The sequence below is a fragment of the Streptomyces bullii genome, assembly GCF_042657145.1.
Classification (GTDB): Bacteria; Actinomycetota; Actinomycetes; order Streptomycetales; family Streptomycetaceae; genus Streptomyces; species Streptomyces bullii.
Map to the genome: position 1 here is coordinate 25,927 of NZ_JBHSNY010000010.1, position 17,982 is coordinate 43,908.

The following is a 17,982-nucleotide window of genomic DNA, read 5'->3' on the forward strand; positions in this document are numbered from 1 at the left end:
CTGCGGTGGGCTGTGGACGCGGGTTGTCACAGCGCGGTCGGCTGCACCGGCTGCTCCTCGCGCACGAGTTGGCGTCGTGCCCGCAGCGGACCCGTGACTACCGGGACAAGCCGAAGGTGGGCCCGCGGTACTTCACGCACGAGCACGACGTGCGGGTGATGACGTACGGGCTGCGGCTGGCCCGCCGGATCGCGTCCCAGCCGACGCTCAGCGGCTGGGCGGGCGCGGAACTGGCCCCGGGGCCGGACGCCCGGACCGACGACGAGCTCCTCGACTACATCCACAAGACCCACAACACCGTCTACCACCCGTCCTGCACCGTGAAAATGGGCGCGGTCGACGACCCCTCGGCCCCGCTCGACGCGCGACTGCGGGTCAAGGGGTCGAGGGCCTGCGAGTCGTGGACGGCTCGGTGATGCCGGACCTCGTCACGGTCGACCCGTGCATCACGACGATGCTGATCGGCGAGAAGTGCGCGGATCTGCTGAAGGAGGACGCCTCCTGATCAGGTCGTCGGCGCGGGCCGCTTGAACATCCGGGTCGCCGTGATCTCACTGTGCACCGATTCCCCTGCACCGGCCGGTGCCTGCTGCGGCAGTCCCGGCCGCAGGTGTTCCTCGACACTGATGTACTTCAGCCCAGCCCTGAGGTCGGCGTCGTTGCGCAGCCGGATGACCAGCGGGAACTCCGCGAGCGCGGTCGTGTCGAACAGGCCGGTGGTGTAGAGCAGCTGGACACCGAGCGCGTCGGCGACGGCCCGCTGGAGCTCCAGCAGGTACGTGGCGTTGGCGCGGCCGATGGGGTTGTCGAGGAAGAGCGTGCCGGCGTGGCGGTGCTTGTCGCGGCCCCGGTCGTTGCTCCGCAGCGCGGCCATCGTGCAGTACAGGGCGATGGCCGCGGTGAGCAGCTGGCCGCCGGAGAAGACGTCGCCCATCTGGCCGACGGGGACGCGCTCGGCGCGCAGCACGGCGTCCGGCTTGAGGATCTCGACGGCGACGCCCTTGGGCTGGAGCGCGGCGGCGACCCCGCGCAGCAGCAGGGACATGCCGTCACGCCGCAGGTCGGAGTTCTTCTTGACGGCCGCGCGGGTCGCCTCGTCGACGACCTCGCCGAGCCGCTCGGTGAGCGTGGCCTGGTCGGGCTCCTCGAAGCGGATGCGCAGGAACTCCTGCCCGGACCACTCGCCGAGGCCCTCCGGCAGCCGGGAGAGCCGCTGGGCCGACCGCAGGGTGGCCAGGGCCGACTCGACCAGTCCCCGCAGCCGGTCCACGATCGAGTCACGGTTGCGCTCCAGCTGCTCCAACTCGTCCGTCAGGACCCGCAGTCGGGGCGCGAAGGCGTCCGCCCACTTCTGGGCGTGCTCGGGCAGCGCGGAGGCGGGCAGTTCGCGGATCTGCTGCCGCGCCGGAGTGCGGACCTGCTCGTAACGCGTGGAGTTGGCGTGCCGGACGAGGACGTCGCCGGCCTCCCGTACGGCGGCCTCGGCGGCGGACAGGTCGGCGGCGCAGCCGCGCAGCGACCGGCGGGCCTCGGCGGCCGACTGGCGGGCCTCCTCCAGGGTGCCGGGGTACGGCTCGGGCTCCTCCTGCTCCTCCTCCAGGGCGTGCTCGCGCAGCAGGTCCCGCAGCATGGCGGCGATCTCGTCGAAGCCGCTCGCCGCGTCCTCGGCGGCGCGGTGGGCTTCGAGCAGCTCGGCGTGCGCCTCCCGGGCCTGGGTCAGCGCCTCGGTGCGGGAGGCGAGTTCGGCCTGGGCCGTGCGCAGCAGGGACTGGGCGTGCTCGGCGTCGCGCGGCACCAGCTCCTCGGGCAGTTCGGTGTGCGCCTCGCCGTCCTCGGGCGCGTGCCGCTCGGCCTCGCCGCGCAGCCGCCCGAGCTGCTCGCTCGCGCTCGACATCCGGGTCTCCAGGAGCTGCACCAGCTCCTCCGCGCGTGCGGCGGCGGCCTGCCGGGAGGGCCCGTCGGAGCCGTCGGGGGATTCCAGGAGCTGTTCCGCGCGGGTACGGACCTTGTTGCTCAGCCGGTCCAGCTCCGCGCGGGCCGCGCTCTCGTCGCTCTCGGCGCGAGCCTGCTCGGCGCGCAGGTCGGCGCCGACGCCGACCTTCTCGTACACCTGGGAGGCGGCCCGGTAGGCCTCGCGCAGGGCGGGCAGGGACGCCTTCGGGGCCTGCGAGCCGTCCTCCGGTACGTCGTCGGGGGCGCCCGCGATCTCGGAACGCTCGGCGCGCAGCGCACGCGCGGTGCGGCGGGCGTCGTCGGCGGCGCGCTGGGTGGCTCGCCGGTCCTCGTCGGCTGCGCGGGCCCGCTCCAGGCAGGTTTGAGCGCGGGCCTCCTGCTCGGCGGCCTCATCGGCCAGTTCGCGCAGCTTGGCCTGCCAGCCGGCCCGTTCGCGCAGCCGGAAGGCCAGCCCGGCGAGGGCGTCGGCGGCACGCCGGGCCTTCTGCGCGGCCTCCTGCCGCTCGTCGCGCACCCGCACGGCCTCGGCCGCGGCCTCGTCGGCCTCCGCCCGTACGGTGCGGGCCTCGGCCAGCTCGGCCTCGGCTTCCTCGGCGAACGCGCGGGCTTCCTGCGCGGTCCGCGCCAGCTCGGCGAGCCGGCCGGCGGGGCAGCCGGCGCGCCAGGAGGCGAGCCGGGCCGCCAGCTCACGGTCCTTGCCGAGCCGGGCGGCGAGCCGGCGGATCTCCTCGTCCCGCTCGGTGGCCCGCGCGCGCAGCGCCTGCCGTTCCTCGTCGGCGGCGTGCTCGTCGTGCATGGCCGGGTTCGGCGGTACGAGGAACACGTCCCCGGTGTCGGTGTCCGGGGCCGGGGTGGGGGCGAGCAGGGCGGCGGCCGTGCCGACGGCGACGGCGGAGCGGGGCAGCAGCGCGGCGTCGCTGAGGGCTTCCCGGGCGCGTGTGTGGGAGTCGGGGTCGGTGATGATCACGCCGTCGACGAGTTCGGGCCGGGCGGCCAGGACGCGTGCGTGGTCGGCGGGGTCGACGGCCTGGGCGAGATAGCGCCAACCGGGCAGGGCGGGGATGCCGTGTTCGCCGAGGTACTCGACCGTGGCCAGCACGTCCGGTCCGGGCGGCAGCAGTCCGCCGTCGCCGAGTGCGCCGAGGATGCGGGCGTCGTCGGCGGCGGCCGTCTGGAGCTCGAACAGCTGCCGCTCGGCGGAGGAGACGGTGTCGTCGAGCAGGGCGCGCAGGTCGTCGGCGAAGCGGTCCAGTTCCTCGGGGGTCAGGGCCTGCTCGCCGGTCCCGCGCTCACCGGTCCTGGGCAGCTCGGCCGCCTCACCGGACGTCTCGTGGCGGGGCTGCGGAATTCCGGGGCCCGTCCCTGAGCCCAGGCTCAGCAGCTCCGCCAGCCGCTCCTCGCCCGCGAGCGCCTCGGCGGTGCGGCGCTCCGCCTGGTGCGCCCGCTCCGCCGCCGTGGCGGCGTCGGCCGCGCGGGCGGCGGTGAGTTCGGCGCGGGTCTCGGCGGCGGCCGCCTCGCGCGCGTGCTCGGTGGCCCTGCGGGCCACCTCGCGTGCCGTGTCCCAGGCCGCGACCGCCGTCTTCTCGGCGTCGCTGGCGGCGAGTGCGGCACGGGCCGGGTCGGCGTCGGGCGCGCTGTCGTCGAGCCAGCCGGCCCGTACGGCCTCGGCCGTCTCCTGCTCGACCTCGGTGAGGCGCTGCCGCAGATGCCCGATCTCGCTGCGGGCGCGCTGCGCCTGGGTGGCGGCGGCGGTGGACTCCCGGTAGGCGGAGTCGCTCGCCTCCTGAAGGGCGGCGGAGCGCTCCTCCTCCTCGTTGGCGAGGTTCTCGGCGCTCTCGGCTGCGGCGTGCAGGGCGCGTACGAGGTCGACGGCGGCCTTGGCGCGGGCGGCGAGCGCGGGGGCGGCGTCCCGCTCGGCCTCCTGGATCGCGGCGGACACGCGCGCGACGCGGTCGGCGGCGGCGCGGTGGCGCAGCACGGCCTCGGCGGCCTGCCAGGCGGAGTACAGCGTCCGTGCGTCGGCGAGCTCCCGTTTCTGCGCGGCGGCGGCCTTCTCGGCCGCGGCGAGTGCCAGGGAGGCGTTGCGGTAGGCGAGTTCGGCCGAGATCAGCGCGCTGCGCTCGCGGGCCGCCTCGGCGTGCGTGACGGCGTACGCGGCGGCGGTGACCCGCTGCGCCAGGTCGCCGGCCCGGGCGCGCTCCCGGACGCCGCGCGCGGACAGCCTGCGGGCCAGGGTCCGTGTACGGCGCTCGGCGGCGGTGTGGATGTCACGCGCGCGCGTGCGCGCCTCGGTGGCCTCGACGATCCGGCCGAGCAGATCCACGGAGCCCGCCGTGAAGTCCCGCTCGGCGATCAGCTCGGCGCGCCGGCCCAGCTTGTTGCCGAAGCCGCCGACCAGGTCGGCGAGCCCGTCGGTGTCCCGGGTGTCAGTGACGGCGCGCAGCAGCAGGTCGGTGAAGTCGGAGTCCTTCTTCACGGCGAAGAGGCCGGCGGCCTCGCCCTCGTCGGCGTTCATCTCCCGCTGGTAGCGGAAGAGTTCGGGGTCCAGGCCGAGGTCGCCGAGGTGCTCGGTCCAGCGCTCGTGGATCTCCTCCCAGTGCACCTCCAGGTGCGGGTAGGTCTTGCCGGCCTCCGTGAGGGCGTCCCGGAAGCCCTTCATGGTGCGGCGCCGTCCCCGCGCGCCCGACTGGCCCTCGACGGGCGGCCGTACGGCGGTGGACTCGGCGACAGGGAGGTTGTCGAGGCTGAGGCCGGGGCCGGGCCGGAAGGAGTACCAGGCCTCGGCGAACTTGCGCGGGTCGTTGGAGACCTGCCGGCCCCGCCACTCGCTGACCTTGCCGACGACGACGCACTCGCCGGTCAGCACGTGCTGCCACTCCAGCGCCACGTGCCCGCAGTCGTCGGCGAGCAGGAACTTGCGCAGCACGCCGGAGCTGGCGCCGCCGAGGGTGTTGCGGTGGCCCGGCAGCATCACCGAGAAGATCAGCTTCAGCAGCACCGACTTGCCGCCGCCGTTCTCCAGGAAGAGCACACCGGCGGGCGCGGGCCGCCGCGGCGGGCCGACGGGCTCCTCCTCGAAGAACTCCGCCTGGGTCGGCGCGGGGTCGGGTACGACATCGCCCACGCCCCGCAGGTCCAGCACGGTGTCGGCGTAGCGCGCACCGGCGGGACCGATGGAGTAGAGGCGGACCCGGGACAGCTCGTACATGGCGGACTCTCGTAAGTCTTCGGCAGAAAAGGGAAGTTCGCGCGACCGGAGGGTTGCGGGCGTGGTCAGGGCGAGTGGAACGGCAGCCCGGCGTCGGCCACCAGCTCCAGGTCGTCGCTCTCCTCGGCGGGCAGCAGGGTCGGTGTGCCGTCGGACACCGGGACGACGCCGAGATCCAGCAGCTCGGCCATGGCGGCGCTGCCGGCCATGTCGCGCACCTGCAACTGGTAGCGGGCCGTCGTGCGGTACGTGCCGCCGTTGTCGTCGCCGGTGCGTTGCAGGAAGCCGGAGTCGGTGAGGAAGGCGACGGCCTTGGCGACGATGCCGGTGGTGGAGCCCGCGAGCCGGCGCGCGTCCTTGGTGGCGCCGGTCGCGCTGCGTCTGGCCCAGATCCGCCAGGCGGCCTCCAGTCCGGGCGCGTCGGTGGCCGGGTCGGTGTTCTCGCCCTGTTCTGCGGCCCGTTCCTCCAGCCGGTGGCAGGCCTGCCGCACGAAGGCGTCGACGCCGTTGACGGTCACACGTCCGATGTAGCCGTCGTCGGCCAGGTCCTCGGGGCGCGGGAACGCCAGGGCGGCGACGGCGAGATGGGCCAGTCCGTGCAGGAACCGGTCCCCGGAGTCGGCGGACGTACGACGCGCGTAGTCCCCCATGCGGACGGCGAAGACGGAGTCCTCGGCGGCGGTCACCGCCATGCCCGCGCGCGGGGACACCTCCAGGACGATCAGCCCGAGACCGGTCGCCACGGCGTCGGCGAGCCGCGCGAACTGCGGGTCCTCGCGGTACCGGCGCAGCAGGTCCGCGTACTCCTGGTCACGGGCCGGCTGGAGCTTGGGCTGCAGCCCGAAGGCGACGAGCCTCGCGGCGTCGGCGGCGTCGGCGGGGGTGACGGCGGCGCTCGCCGACGCGGCGGGGGCCTCCGGCTCACTCCACTCGACGTGCTCGCTCACGGTAGAAGCTCCTTGGTGCGCTGGTGCTGACTCATGCTGCCTCGGTCCTGTCGGCCGCCATCCCGGCCGCGTCCAGCAGGGCCGTCCCCACGATCAGGTCGGCCCCGCCGAACTCGGGATCGTCGAGCTCCGTGCCGTCGTCCACGGCGAACAGCAGCTTCTGCTCGCCCTGGCGGTAGGCCGTGCCGACCGGCGGACTGGCCGCGTGGATCGCCAACAAGGCCACCAGGTACGGCAGTTCCGGGTCCCGTCTGCGGGCCTCGGCCAGCAGCCCCGACAGGCGGCGCGGGGCGTCGGCCGGCAGGTCGAGCAGCTCGGTCGCGGCCGCCAGCTGCTCCTCGCTGAACCGGCTGTCGTCCGGGGTGGCGATCAGGTCGGGCTCCGGCATCTCGGCGCCCAGGTGCTCCCGCTCCACGGGCGGGGTCAGCAGCAGGTCGACGAGGTCGCCGACCCGGACGGACACCGGTGTGCGCAGCCCGGTGCCGCGCGCGAAGAAGGCGTCGGTGACCCGGACCGCCTGCTCCACGGGCAGCGGCAGGACAGGCGCGACGAGCTGGCCGTACAGGTCGATCCCCGACGTGTGGGCGGGCGTGGCGAAGGCCTGCCGGTCCTGCTCGGCGCGGAACAGGGGTCCCGCCTCCAGCAGCCGCGACTGCAATTGGGTGTGCCGGCGGATGCAGTCCTTGACGATGTCCACCAACTCGGCCGCGCGCCGCTTGTGCTCGGGCTCCTCGGACTCGTCGCGGGCCTTGCGGATGTTGGTGAGGATCGCGTTCTCGTGGCGGTACCGGTCGGCGACGTGGTCGAGGGCCTCGGCGATCATGTCGGGCACGGCGTTGAGCCAGTCCACCGCGCGCACGTTGCGCCGGGTCGCCTCCAGCGCCCTGCGCAGGGTCTCCGAGTACTGAACGGTCCGGTACCGGGCCTGTTCGGCCGCGAGCTGCGCGTCGGCGAGACGGCCGCGGCTGATCAGCACCTCCAGCTTGACCTCGGCGGCGATCTGCGCGCTGGTGACGTCGGTGTCGAGGGCGCCGACGAGGACGTTGACCGCCTCGTCCGTCGTCCGGAGGTAGACGGTGCCGCCCGGGCCCGGCACCTCCTCGATCAGTTTGAAGTCGTAGTCGCGGCGCACATAGGTGCCGTCCGGCCCGAACGTGCCGTACACCGCGCGGAAGCCGCGGTCGACGCTGCCGACGTTGATCAGGTTCTCCAGGACCCAGCGCGCCACCCGCTCGTGCTCGGCGGCGGGCCGCTGCGGGGCCTGGGCGGCGATGCGCGGGATGAGGCGGGCGACGATCTGGTCGTGGTCGGCGCCGGTGTCGAAGTCCATGTTCAGGGTGACGAGGTCGATGGCCGCGAGGGCGACCTCCGCCATGCCGTACACCGAGTACTCGCCCGCGAGGTTGGCCTTGCGCGCGTCGAGGTCGTGCAGCGGCGCGGTGCAGGCCAGCGCGCGCAGCCGCCGCGCCAGTCCCTCGTCGGCGGCCGGCCCCGGTGCGGGGCGCGGCCCCGCGCTGAGCTGGGGCGGAACGCTGTCCGTCGATGCAGGCGAAGTCACGGTGCACAGACTAGGTCCTCGGTCTGACAACGACCCAAACGACGCAGATGCCGCCCGGCGTCACCGTCGTCACACCGATGGGCTCAGACGCCCGCGTCGTCCCCGACCCGCCGCCGGTACACCTCCACGACCCGCTTCAGCGAGTCGTCGAGGTAGCCCGCGAGCAGCCGCTCGGCCTCGTCGCGCTCCCCGGCCTGCAGGGCTTCAAGAATAGCGACATTTCGTGCGATGTACGGCTCGTGCAGCGCACGCGGCTCGTCCACCACGTGGAAGGCGAGACGCAGTTCGGCGAAGACGCTGCGCATCAGCTCGTCGGTGCGCTCACTGGCGGCGAGGGCCACCAGTTCCCGGTGGAAGTGGATGTTGGCCGTACCCACCGCTTTCCAGTCACCTTCGCGCGCCGCCCGGCGTCCCTCCGCCACGGCACCGGCGAGTGCGTCCAGGGCGTACGGCGGCTCGCCGAGTCCGCGGACGACGGCGCACTCGACGAGGCGACGGGTGCGGTAGATGTCCTCGACGTCCTCGACGGTCAGGACCCGGACGAAGACGCCCCGGTTGAGCTCGTGGACGAGCAGGCGTTCGTGGGTGAGCAGCCGAAAGGCCTCCCGCAGCGTGTTGCGGGACACGCCCAGCGCACCGCCGATGCTGTCCTCCGAAAGCCGCGTGCCGGGCGGGAAGTACCCCTCGGCGATCCGGCTCCTGAGGATGTCCGAGACCCGTTCGGCGGTGCTGGTGCGCCCGAGGAGCGCACGGTCGTCGGCGAGATCCTTCAGCTGCTCTGCCATGCCGGAATTCAATCGCAGATACCAAGAACGAACCAACATGAGTATTGAGGGATCGTTGAACAATCCTCTACGGTGCTACGCACGGCGCCGCCGCCCTCACCGCGGCACCGGCCGGCTCCGCACGGCGCTGCTCGTCCCCAGGCACCCTTCGTCCTCCCTCTGCGAGGTGCACATGAGCACGACCCCTCCACCCCAGGCCCTCCCCGACGACACACGCCCCGCCGCGGCCGAACCCGCCGACGACGACGGGGCGTTGGGCTGGCTGCGCGCGCTCGGCCCGCGCGGACGGCGCGCCTTCGCCGGCGCGTTCGGCGGCTATGCCCTGGACTCGTACGACTACTTCACGCTGCCGCTGAGCATGGTCGCGCTGGCCGCGTACTTCGGCCTGGACAGCGGCCAGACGGGTCTGCTCACGACCGTCACGCTGGTGGTCTCCGCGATCGGCGGCGCCCTGGCGGGCGTGCTGGCGGACCGGATCGGCCGTGTCAAGGCCCTGCTGCTCACGGTGATCACATACGCCGTGTTCACGGTGGCCTGCGGTTTCGCGCCGAACTACGAGACGCTGCTGGTCTTCCGCGCCCTGCAGGGCCTCGGCTTCGGCGGTGAATGGGCGGTCGGCGCGATCCTGGTCGCCGAGTACGCGAGCGCCAAGCACCGGGGCCGCACCCTCGGCGCGATCCAGAGCTCGTGGGCCGTGGGATGGGCGCTGGCCGCGATCGTGTACACGCTGGTCTTCTCGCTCGTGGACGACGACCTGGCCTGGCGCATCATGTTCTGGACCGGTGCGCTGCCCGCCCTGCTGGTGGTGTGGGTGCGGCGCAGTGTGCACGACGCGCCGGAGGCGGTCGCCGCACGGGAGAGGAGCCCCCACAAGGGCTCGTTCGCGGCGATCTTCAAGCCCGGGCTGCTGCGCACCACGGTCTTCGCCGTGCTGCTCTCCACCGGCGTCCAGGGCGGCTACTACACGCTGGCCACCTGGGTGCCGACGTATCTGAAGACCGAGCGCGACCTGTCGGTGGTCGGCACCGGCGGCTATCTGACGTTCCTGATCTCGGGTGCCTTCATCGGCTATCTGACCGGCGGGTACCTCACCGACCGGCTGGGCCGTCGGCGCAACATCTGGCTGTTCGCCCTGCTGTCGGCGCTGTGCATCCTGGCGTACGCGAACATCCCGAGCGGCGCCAACAGCCTGCTGCTGGTGCTCGGTTTCCCGCTCGGGTTCTGCATGTCGGCGATCTTCAGCGGCTTCGGGTCGTACCTGAGCGAGCTGTACCCGACGGCGGTGCGCGGCACGGGACAGGGCTTCACGTACAACACCGGGCGCGCGGTGGGCGCGGTCTTCCCCACGACGGTCGGCTTCCTGGCCGACAGCTGGGGTGTGGGCGGCGCCCTGGTCTTCGGCGCGATCGGCTACGGACTGGCGGCGCTGGCCCTGCTGGGGCTGCCGGAGACGCGCGGGAAGGAGCTCACGTGAACCGTACGCAGCCCAGGCCTCCTACCGCCACGGAGGACCGCCCCGTGGTCCTCGTCGACGAGCACGCGCACGCGTGGAGCCCGAAAACGGCCCGGGCGCGCTTCCGGGCGGGCTTGACGGGCCCCACCGCCGGGGTCGCGGCCGGCCACACCCAGGCCAACCTGATCTCGGTGCCCGCCGACTGGGCGTACGACATGCTGCTGTTCTGCCAGCGCAACCCCAAGCCGTGCCCCGTCCTGGACGTCACGGACGCCGGGGCCTTCACGACGGTGCTCGCGGACGGCGCGGACCTGCGCACCGACCTGCCGCGCTACCGGGTATGGCGGGACGGCGAGTTGGCCGACGCGCCGACGGACGTGCGCGCCCACTGGCGGGACGACCTGGTGTCGTTCCTGATCGGCTGCAGCTTCACCTTCGAGTGGGCGCTGACCGAGGCGGGCGTGCCCATCCGGCACGTCGAGCAGGGCCGGAACGTTCCCATGTACGTGACCAGTTGGCAGTGCCGCCCGGCGGGGCGGCTGCACGGGCCCGTGGTGGTGTCCATGCGGCCGGTGCCGCCGCGGCACCTGTCGGCGGCGATCCGGGAGAGCAGCCTGCTGCCCGCGGTGCACGGCGGGCCCGTCCACTGCGGCGATCCCGCGGGGCTGGGCATCGACGACCTCGGCCGCCCCGACTTCGGCGACCCCGTGGACGCCGAACCGGACGACATCCCGGTGTTCTGGGCCTGCGGGGTGACCCCGCAGGCGGCGGTGATGGCCTCACGCCCGCCGTTCGCCATCACCCACGCACCCGGGCAGATGTTCCTCACCGACGCCCGCGACGAGCAGTACCGCGTGGCCTGAGAAGGAGACTGACAGGAGCCATGACCCCGATCGATCTGAACGCCGACCTCGGCGAGGGCTTCGGCCGCTGGCGGCTCACCGACGACGAGGGCCTGCTGTCCGTCGTCACAAGCGCCAACGTGGCCTGCGGCTTCCACGCCGGGGACGCGGCCACCATGCGGCGGGTGTGCGAGCTGGCGGCCGAGCGGGGGGTACGGATCGGCGCCCAGGTCGCCTACCGGGACCTGGCCGGGTTCGGGCGGCGCGCGATGGACGTGCCGCCCGCCGAGCTGGCGGCCGAAGTCGCCTACCAGATCGGCGCGTTGGGGGTCTTCGCCCGCGCGGCCGGCGCCCGCGTGGCGTACGTCAAACCGCACGGCGCGCTCTACAACCGGGTCGTGCGCGACGAGGAGCAGGCCGCCGCGGTCGTCGACGGCGTGCTCCTCGCGGACGCCGCCCTGCCCGTGCTCGGACTGCCCGGCTCTCGGCTGCTGGAGCTGGCCGCAAAGGCCGGACTGCCGGTCGTCACGGAGGCGTTCGCGGACCGGGCGTACACCGACAAGGGCACGCTCGTGCCGCGCTCCCGGGAGGGAGCCGTGATCACCGATCCGGAGGCCGTCGTGGCTCGCTCGCTGGACCTGGCCCGCTCCGGGGAGGTCACCTCCCACGCGGGTCGCCGCATCCAGGTACGCGCGCGGTCCCTGTGCCTGCACGGCGACACGCCCGGCGCGGTGGACCTGGCCCGCCGCGTCCGGGAGCGGCTGGAAGCCTCGGGTGTCCGGGTGGAGGCCTTCGCATGAAGGTGCTGCCCGTGGGCGAGGACGCGCTGCTGGTCGAGGTCTCCTCGGGCGACGAGGCCCAGGCGCTGCACGCCGAGCTGCTGCGCCGCCGGGCGGAGGGCACGCTGTCGGTCCGCGAGATCGTGCCCGCGGCGCGCACGGTCCTGCTCGACGGCCTCCCCGACCCGGCCCGCCTGGCCTGTGAACTGACCGCCACCGAGGTGCCCCCCGCTCCGCCACGCACGCGCGAGGTGGTGGAGATCCCGGTCCGCTACGACGGCCCGGACCTGGCCGACGTCGCCGCCCACTGGGGTGTGCCCGCCCGCGAGGTCGGACGCATCCACGCGGGCACCGAGTTCCGCGTCGCCTTCTGCGGGTTCGCACCCGGCTTCGGCTATCTCACGGGCCTGCCGCCGCGTTACGACGTGCCGCGCCGGGCCACCCCGCGCACGGCGGTCCCGGCCGGCTCGGTGGCGCTGGCCGGCCCGTACACGGGCGTGTATCCGCGCTCGTCGCCGGGCGGTTGGCAGCTGATCGGCACCACGGAGGCAGTGCTGTGGGACCACGCACGCGTACCCGCGGCGCTGCTTTCGCCGGGCACGCGCGTGCGCTTCGTCCCGGTCGAGGCGGAGACGGCATGACGGACCGCGCGCTCGCCGTCGTCCGGGCCGGGGCCCTGACCACCGTGCAGGACCGGGGCCGCCCCGGGCACGCCCACCTCGGTGTGCCGCGCTCCGGCGCCCTGGACGGGCCCGCGGCGGCACTCGCCAACCGGCTGGCCGGCAACCCGCCGGAGGCGGCGGTGCTGGAGACGACCCTCGACGGCTGTGCCGTACGGCCCCGTTCGGCGGTCATCGTGGCGGTCACGGGAGCGTCCTGCCGGGTCACGGTGGACGGACGCCCGGTCGCCTGGAGTGCGCCGGTGAGCGTTCCGGCCGGGGCGCTGCTGGACGTCGGACCGGCCGTGACCGGTGTGCGCAGCTACATGGCGGTCTCCGGAGGCATCACCGTCGAGCCGGTGCTCGGCAGTCGCTCGACCGACCTGCTGTCGGGCCTCGGCCCGGCGCCCCTCACCGACGGCACCGTCCTGCCGCTGGGCAGCCCCCGGGAGCCGCACGCGCGCGTGGACGTCGCCCCACAGCCCGCACCCCCGGCCGAACTCGTCCTGCACGTGACCCTCGGCCCGCGCGACGGCTGGTTCACACCAGAGGCCCTACGGACCTTCACCTCACGCACGTTCCACGTCTCCCCCGCCGGCAACCGCATCGGGCTGCGTACGTCCGGACCCGCCCTTCCGCGGGCCCGGACGGACGAACTGCCCAGCGAGGGCATGGTGCTCGGCGCGGTGCAGGTCCCGCCCGACGGCAGACCGGTGGTGTTCCTGGCCGACCACCCGACCACCGGCGGCTACCCGGTGATCGCCGTGGTCCGCGCCACCGACCTCCCGGCCGCCGCCCAGGCCGTCCCCGGCACACCCGTCCGCTTCGTGGCGGTGCGCCGCCGCTGACATGGGCCTCGCAGACACCGGCGAGGATGCCCCGGGGAAGGTCTTCTGAAGCACGCCGGCGACGCTAGGCGGGGTCCGGCTGCCGCTCCCCCACCGACAGCGCGGCCAGTGCCGCCGACACCGCCGCGGAGGCCCGCAGGTCGAGCCGGGCGCTCGTGCCCCGCGCGCGGTGCCGCATTTCGTCGGCGGCGAGGGTCAGCAGCTGCGGCAGCAGGTCGGTGCACCGGCGGGCCACCCAGCCGGTGCCGGCGGTGGCCAGCCACCACAGGCTCGCCGCCCTGGTGGGCGCGGGGAGCTCCGGTTCGGGCGAGGGAGCGGGCCCCGTCGCCAGACCGTGCCGCACCAGCAGGGCGTGGAAACGCGACGCCAACTGCCGGTGCCCCCGCTCGCCGGGGTGCAGCCGGTCCGCGCTCCACAGGGCCCGGTCGGTGATCCAGTCGCCCTCGCACGCATGCAGGTGCACGGCTCCGTACCGCTCGGACAGCGCGTGGACCACCGTGTTCACCGCCCACTGCCGCCGGGCCAGCGGACGCGCCAGCGCCCCCGGCAGCCCGAGCATCGCGCCCGGGTCCGGCAGGCACGCCGTGAGCAGGACCGCCCCCTGCTCGGAGCAGGCCGAGTACACCGTGTCGAGCCGGGCGGCCACGGCGTGGATGTCGAAGGTGCAGCGCAGGGTGTCGTTGACGCCGATGACGACGGAGACGAGGCCGGGCCGCAGCGCCAGCGCGGCCGGCAGCTGGCTCTCGAGGACCTCGTGGGTCTGCGCCCCGCTCACGGCGAGGTTGGTGAAGGGGACCGGGTGCTCGGCGAGCCCGGCGGCGAGCAGAGCGGCCCAGCCGCGCCACCCGGCGCCGACCGGGTCGCCCACGCCTTCGGTCAGCGAGTCGCCGAGGGCGACGAAGCCGGCGGGTCTCATGCCGCGCCCCGGGGCGCGGACGAACGCCGCAGGACGGTCGCGTCGTGCGCCGCGAGGAACGCCGCGACGGCCGTGCCCCACCCGAAGCACTCCGCACGCGCGCGTGCCGCCTCCCTGCGGTCCGGTTCGGGGCGTTCGGTCAGCAGGTCCACGGCGTCCGCGAAGGACTCCCCGTGGTTCGCCGCGACGGCGCCCGCCGAACCGATCACCTCGGGCAGCGCGGACGACGCGCTCGCCACCACGGGCGTGCCGCAGGCCATCGCCTCCAGCGCCGCGAGCCCGAACGTCTCGGCGGGCCCGGGCGCCAGGCACACGTCGGCGGACGCCTGCAACGCGCCGAGCAGCCCCCGGTCGCAGACATGACCCAGGAAGGTGACCGGCAGGCCGCGGTCCCGCGCGCGCTGTTCGAGCCGCGCCCGCAGCGGCCCGTCCCCGGCCACCACGAGCACCGCACGCCGCCCGCGCCGCAGCAGCGCCTCCAGGGCGTCCAGCGCCGTGCCGGGCCGCTTCTCGACGGACAGCCGGGAGCACATCACGAGCAGCGTCTCGTCCACGCGCGCGTGCCGGGCCCGCAGCCCGGGATCGCGCAGCGCTGGATGCCGCTCGGCCAGGTCGACGCCCAGCGGGGCCCGTACGACGTTGCGGGCGCCGATCCGCACGAACTCCCGCTCGGCGAACTCCGTGGTGCACACGACACGCGAGAAGGTGTGCGCCGTACGGACGTTGAGGGCGTCGGCAGCACGGCGGGCCGCGCCTTCCGGCAGGCCCCAGGTCCTGAGCACGCCGTCGGCGGTCTCGTGGGAGACCATCACCGCCGGGACGCGGGCCCGCCGCGCCCACTTGCCGGTCCACCTCAGGGTCGTCCGGTCAGAGACCTCCAGGCGGTCCGGGGCGAGCCTCTCCAGCAGCCGGGCCACCCGCCGCCGGTCGGTGAGCACGCGGTAGCCGCCGGTGCCGGGCAGCAGCGGCCCGGGCAGGGTGATCACCCGTCCCTGCTCGGTCTCCCGGTCGTCGGCGCGCTCACCGGGGACGACGAGGACGGGCTGGTGGCCCGCCGCCCGGAAGCCCTTGCCGAGCTCACGCAGCGCGGTGCGCAGCCCTCCCGACGCGGGCGCCACGAAGTTCGCGAGCCGCACGATCCGCAGCGACTCCCCGGTCCCGTCGCGCGGTGTTGTGCCGGTCATGCCGCCACCACCGTCCGCTGCCGCGCGGCCAGCACTTGCGCGTAGTGCCCGATCAACTGGTCGCCGACCGCCGCCCAGGTGCGCCCCTCGACCATGGCGCGCGCGGCGGCCCCGTACGCGGTCCGGAGCCCAGGGTCGGCCGCCAGAGACCACACGGCGTCCCGTACGGCGTCCGCGTCGCGCGGCGGGACGAGCAGCCCGGTCCGCCCGTGGGCGACCAGGTCCAGCGGGCCGCCGGCCGCGGGTGCGACGACGGGCACGCCGCTGGCCATGGCCTCCTGTACGGTCTGGCAGAACGTCTCGAAGGGACCCGTGTGCACGAAGACGTCCAGCGAGGCGAACACCCGCGCCAGTTCGTCGCCGGTGCGGCGGCCCAGGAACACCGCGCCGGGCAGCGTCTGCTCCAGCCCCGGCCTGCTGGGCCCGTCGCCGACGACCACGACCCGCACGCCCCGCAGACCGCACGCTCCGGCCAGCAGCTCGACCTGCTTCTCGGGGGCGAGGCGTCCGACGTAGCCGACGATCAGCTCGCCGTTCGGGGCGAGTCGGCGGCGCAGGGCCTCGTCGCGGTGGTCCGGCCGGAAGCGGACGGTGTCCACGCCGCGCGGCCACAACTTGACCCGGGGCACCCCGTGCGCCGCCAGGTCCCGCAGGGCGGCGCTGGAGGGGGCAAGGGTGAGGTCCGCGGCGGCGTGCACGGAGCGGATGCGCCGCCAGGCGGCGGCCTCCCCGGCGCCCATGTAGGTGCGGGCGTAGCCGGCCAGGTCGGTCTGGTAGACGGCCACGGCGGGGGTGCCGAGCCGGGCGGCGGCCGCCATGCCGCGGACGCCGAGGACGAAGGGGCTGGCCAGGTGGACGACGTCGGCGCGGTGCCCGACGAGAGCCGCGGTCAGACGGCGGCTGGGCAGGGCGACGCGGACCTGGGGGTAGCCGGGGAGAGGGAGGGAGGGGACGTGGACGACGGGACACGGCGCGAGGCCGTCGGGCCTGGTGCCGGGAGCCGGGGCGGGTGCGACGACGAGCGGGAGGTGACCGCGATCTACGAGGTGCCGGGCGGTCTGGAGCGCGCAGTGGGCCACGCCGTTCACATCGGGGGGAAAGGATTCGGTCACGATGACGACACGCATACCGGTGTTGTCGCCGCACCGGACGTGGCCGCGTCAACGAGGATCTGTCCGGACGAGGAACGTCCCATGAGCGTTGCGCGGCGCACCCGAGCAGGTCAGGTTTCGGCCATGCGCACCTGACCTGCGGGTCGTTCCCCGTTCACCCGCAGGGCGCGGCGCCGCCCGGGTCTCCTTCCGGGCAGGGGTCACACAGCGGGTTCCTCGGGCCCGATCCGGCTGCGTACGGCCGTCTGGACCTCGGCTTCCTCGGCCGGGTCGGCGGCGAGCCGGCGCAGGCGCTCCACGACGCGGGTGTCGCCGGTCTCGGCGTGCCGGGCAGCGAGTTCACGGGTGGACTCCTCACAGTCCCAGAGGCACTCGACGGCGAAGCCGGCGGGGAAGGAGGGGTCGGTGGCGGCGAGGGCGCGGGCGGCCCGGCCGCGCAGGTGGGAGGAGGCGGTCTCTCGGTAGACATGGCGCAGGACGGGTGCGGCGCAGCCGATCCCGAGCCGTCCGGTGCCGTCGACGAGGGTCCACAGGGTCGGTGCGTCGGGGCCTTCGCCCCGTACGGCTTCCCGCAGGGCGGCGAGGACCAGGTCGCGGTCCTGTGCGCCGCCCCGGCAGGCGAGGACGCGTCCGGCGGCGGCGCCGAGCGCGTCGGGGCGCCGGGCCCAGCCGCGCGCCCGGTCGACGGCGGCGATACTACGCATGCGTTCGAAGGCGTCGACGGCGGCGTCCGCGACGACCGTCGAGCCGGTGGCCACGGCGCCCTCGATCAGGTCGAGGGCCTCGGGATCGTTGCTGTCGGCGAGGTAGCGCAGGGCGGTGCACCGGGCTCCGTCACCGCCGTCCTTGGCCGCCTGGACGATCTCGGGCCGGTCCTCGGGGCCGGCCACCGCGGTGAGGCAGCGGGCGGCCGGTACGTGCAGGGCGGCGCCGCGTTCGAGGCCCTGCTGTGCCCACTCGAACACCGCCCGCACGCTCCACCCGGGCCGGGGCCCGGATGACCGCATCTGCCGCTGCCAGCGGTCGAAACAGCCGGTCTCCTGGGCGGCACGCACACGCGTGGCGATGGATTCCCGCGGATCCTCGGCCCACAACCGCCACGGCCGGGGCTCGAAGGCGTCCCGGACGGCGGCGGCCAGGTCGGCCTCGCCCTCCGGGTCGGCCGGGAAACGCGCCAGGACGGGTGCGGCGAGGGCACGCAGGCCGGCGTCGTCGTCGCGCAGCGCGAGTTCGTCCAGGGCCCAGGCCCAGTTGGAGCCGTGCGCGGCGTACCTGCGCAACAGTTCGAGCGCGTCCCGCCTGCCGTACGAGGCCAGGTGGCCGAGGACGGCGAGGGCGAGGCCGGTGCGTGACTCGTCGGTGTCGAGGACGTCCTCGGGGTCGAAGAGGTGGGCCTCGATCGCGTCCAGTTCGCCGTTCAGGTCGAGGTACAGGCGGGCGTAGTAGAGGGAGCGGTTCTCCACCTGCCAGTCGTGGCGGGGGTCGCGCAGCACACAGTGGTTCAGCGCCGCGAGCGCCTCGGCGCGCGGTGCGGTGAGCGCGTGCAGCGTGCCGTCGCCACGACCCCGCTGAAGCAGGCCGAGCAGCGTACCGCTGGGCGCTATGACCGGATCGAACATGGGAAACAGCCTCACATCAAGCGTCGACGCAACCGGGGACGTGCATTACCTGGCCGCGTGACAACACGTCGGGGCGCCCGCCGTTTCCTGCTTGCTGTAGACCATCTTCCTCTGCCTCT

At 74.6% G+C, this 17,982-nt stretch carries 13 protein-coding genes and 1 pseudogene; 6 read left to right on the forward strand and 8 right to left on the reverse strand.

Annotated elements, in window-relative coordinates:
* Nucleotides 1-86 precede the first annotated feature (86 nt).
* Nucleotides 87-505, forward strand: a pseudogene (locus tag ACFPZJ_RS27265) (GMC oxidoreductase); the annotation flags it as partial.
* On the opposite strand, the gene ACFPZJ_RS27270 reads toward ACFPZJ_RS27265, so the two are convergent.
* The 4 genes from ACFPZJ_RS27270 to ACFPZJ_RS27285 form a co-directional block, all read right to left on the reverse strand.
* The gene (locus ACFPZJ_RS27270; RefSeq protein WP_381026761.1) at nucleotides 506-5,161 is read right to left on the reverse strand and encodes a hypothetical protein; all 4,656 of its coding nucleotides are present in this window, start codon (nucleotides 5,159-5,161) and stop codon (nucleotides 506-508) included. It abuts the pseudogene before it with no gap.
* A gap of 65 nt (nucleotides 5,162-5,226) precedes the next feature.
* Nucleotides 5,227-6,108 carry a hypothetical protein gene (locus ACFPZJ_RS27275; RefSeq protein ID WP_381026764.1) on the reverse strand — a complete coding sequence of 294 codons (882 nt, stop codon included), beginning with the start codon at nucleotides 6,106-6,108 and terminating at the stop codon, nucleotides 5,227-5,229.
* Between the two features lie 31 nt (nucleotides 6,109-6,139).
* Nucleotides 6,140-7,666 carry a hypothetical protein gene (locus tag ACFPZJ_RS27280; RefSeq protein WP_381026766.1) on the reverse strand — a complete coding sequence of 509 codons (1,527 nt, stop codon included), beginning with the start codon at nucleotides 7,664-7,666 and terminating at the stop codon, nucleotides 6,140-6,142.
* Between the two features lie 83 nt (nucleotides 7,667-7,749).
* Nucleotides 7,750-8,451, reverse strand: coding sequence for a GntR family transcriptional regulator (locus tag ACFPZJ_RS27285; RefSeq protein WP_381026769.1), 702 nt, complete (start codon nucleotides 8,449-8,451; stop codon nucleotides 7,750-7,752).
* A 172-nt stretch (nucleotides 8,452-8,623) separates the two neighbouring features.
* On the opposite strand from ACFPZJ_RS27285, the gene ACFPZJ_RS27290 reads away from it, so the two are divergent.
* The 5 genes from ACFPZJ_RS27290 to ACFPZJ_RS27310 are packed head-to-tail and all read left to right on the forward strand — an operon-like array spanning nucleotide 8,624 to nucleotide 13,032.
* Nucleotides 8,624-9,925, forward strand: a complete 1,302-nt coding sequence (locus ACFPZJ_RS27290) for an MFS transporter (protein ID WP_381026771.1) — start codon at nucleotides 8,624-8,626, stop codon at nucleotides 9,923-9,925.
* Entirely contained in the window at nucleotides 9,922-10,767 is an 846-nt protein-coding gene (locus ACFPZJ_RS27295; RefSeq protein ID WP_381026773.1) for a putative hydro-lyase, read from the forward strand. The genes ACFPZJ_RS27290 and ACFPZJ_RS27295 overlap by 4 nt, the downstream gene beginning before the upstream one ends.
* Nucleotides 10,768-10,787: 20 nt before the next feature.
* Nucleotides 10,788-11,546 carry a LamB/YcsF family protein gene (locus ACFPZJ_RS27300; RefSeq protein ID WP_381026776.1) on the forward strand — a complete coding sequence of 253 codons (759 nt, stop codon included), beginning with the start codon at nucleotides 10,788-10,790 and terminating at the stop codon, nucleotides 11,544-11,546.
* Nucleotides 11,543-12,166: a 5-oxoprolinase subunit B family protein gene (locus ACFPZJ_RS27305; RefSeq protein ID WP_381026779.1), complete on the forward strand. Its 624-nt coding sequence runs from the start codon at nucleotides 11,543-11,545 to the stop codon at nucleotides 12,164-12,166. Before ACFPZJ_RS27300 ends, ACFPZJ_RS27305 begins: the two co-directional genes overlap by 4 nt.
* The gene (locus tag ACFPZJ_RS27310) at nucleotides 12,163-13,032 is read left to right on the forward strand and encodes a 5-oxoprolinase subunit C family protein (RefSeq protein WP_381026781.1); all 870 of its coding nucleotides are present in this window, start codon (nucleotides 12,163-12,165) and stop codon (nucleotides 13,030-13,032) included. Before ACFPZJ_RS27305 ends, ACFPZJ_RS27310 begins: the two co-directional genes overlap by 4 nt.
* Before the next feature lie 64 nt (nucleotides 13,033-13,096).
* On the opposite strand, the gene ACFPZJ_RS27315 is transcribed toward ACFPZJ_RS27310, so the two are convergent.
* The 4 genes from ACFPZJ_RS27315 to ACFPZJ_RS27330 form a co-directional block, all read right to left on the reverse strand.
* Nucleotides 13,097-13,948 (reverse strand): SGNH/GDSL hydrolase family protein, encoded by an 852-nt coding sequence (locus ACFPZJ_RS27315; RefSeq protein WP_381026784.1) that lies wholly within the window; start codon nucleotides 13,946-13,948, stop codon nucleotides 13,097-13,099.
* The gene (locus ACFPZJ_RS27320; RefSeq protein ID WP_381026785.1) at nucleotides 13,945-15,132 is read right to left on the reverse strand and encodes a glycosyltransferase; all 1,188 of its coding nucleotides are present in this window, start codon (nucleotides 15,130-15,132) and stop codon (nucleotides 13,945-13,947) included. Before ACFPZJ_RS27320 ends, ACFPZJ_RS27315 begins: the two co-directional genes overlap by 4 nt.
* The gene (locus tag ACFPZJ_RS27325) at nucleotides 15,129-16,259 is read right to left on the reverse strand and encodes a glycosyltransferase family 4 protein (RefSeq protein WP_381026788.1); all 1,131 of its coding nucleotides are present in this window, start codon (nucleotides 16,257-16,259) and stop codon (nucleotides 15,129-15,131) included. Before ACFPZJ_RS27325 ends, ACFPZJ_RS27320 begins: the two co-directional genes overlap by 4 nt.
* A 185-nt stretch (nucleotides 16,260-16,444) precedes the next feature.
* Nucleotides 16,445-17,863, reverse strand: a complete 1,419-nt coding sequence (locus tag ACFPZJ_RS27330) for a HEAT repeat domain-containing protein (RefSeq protein WP_381026790.1) — start codon at nucleotides 17,861-17,863, stop codon at nucleotides 16,445-16,447.
* Between the last annotated feature and the right edge of the window lie 119 nt (nucleotides 17,864-17,982).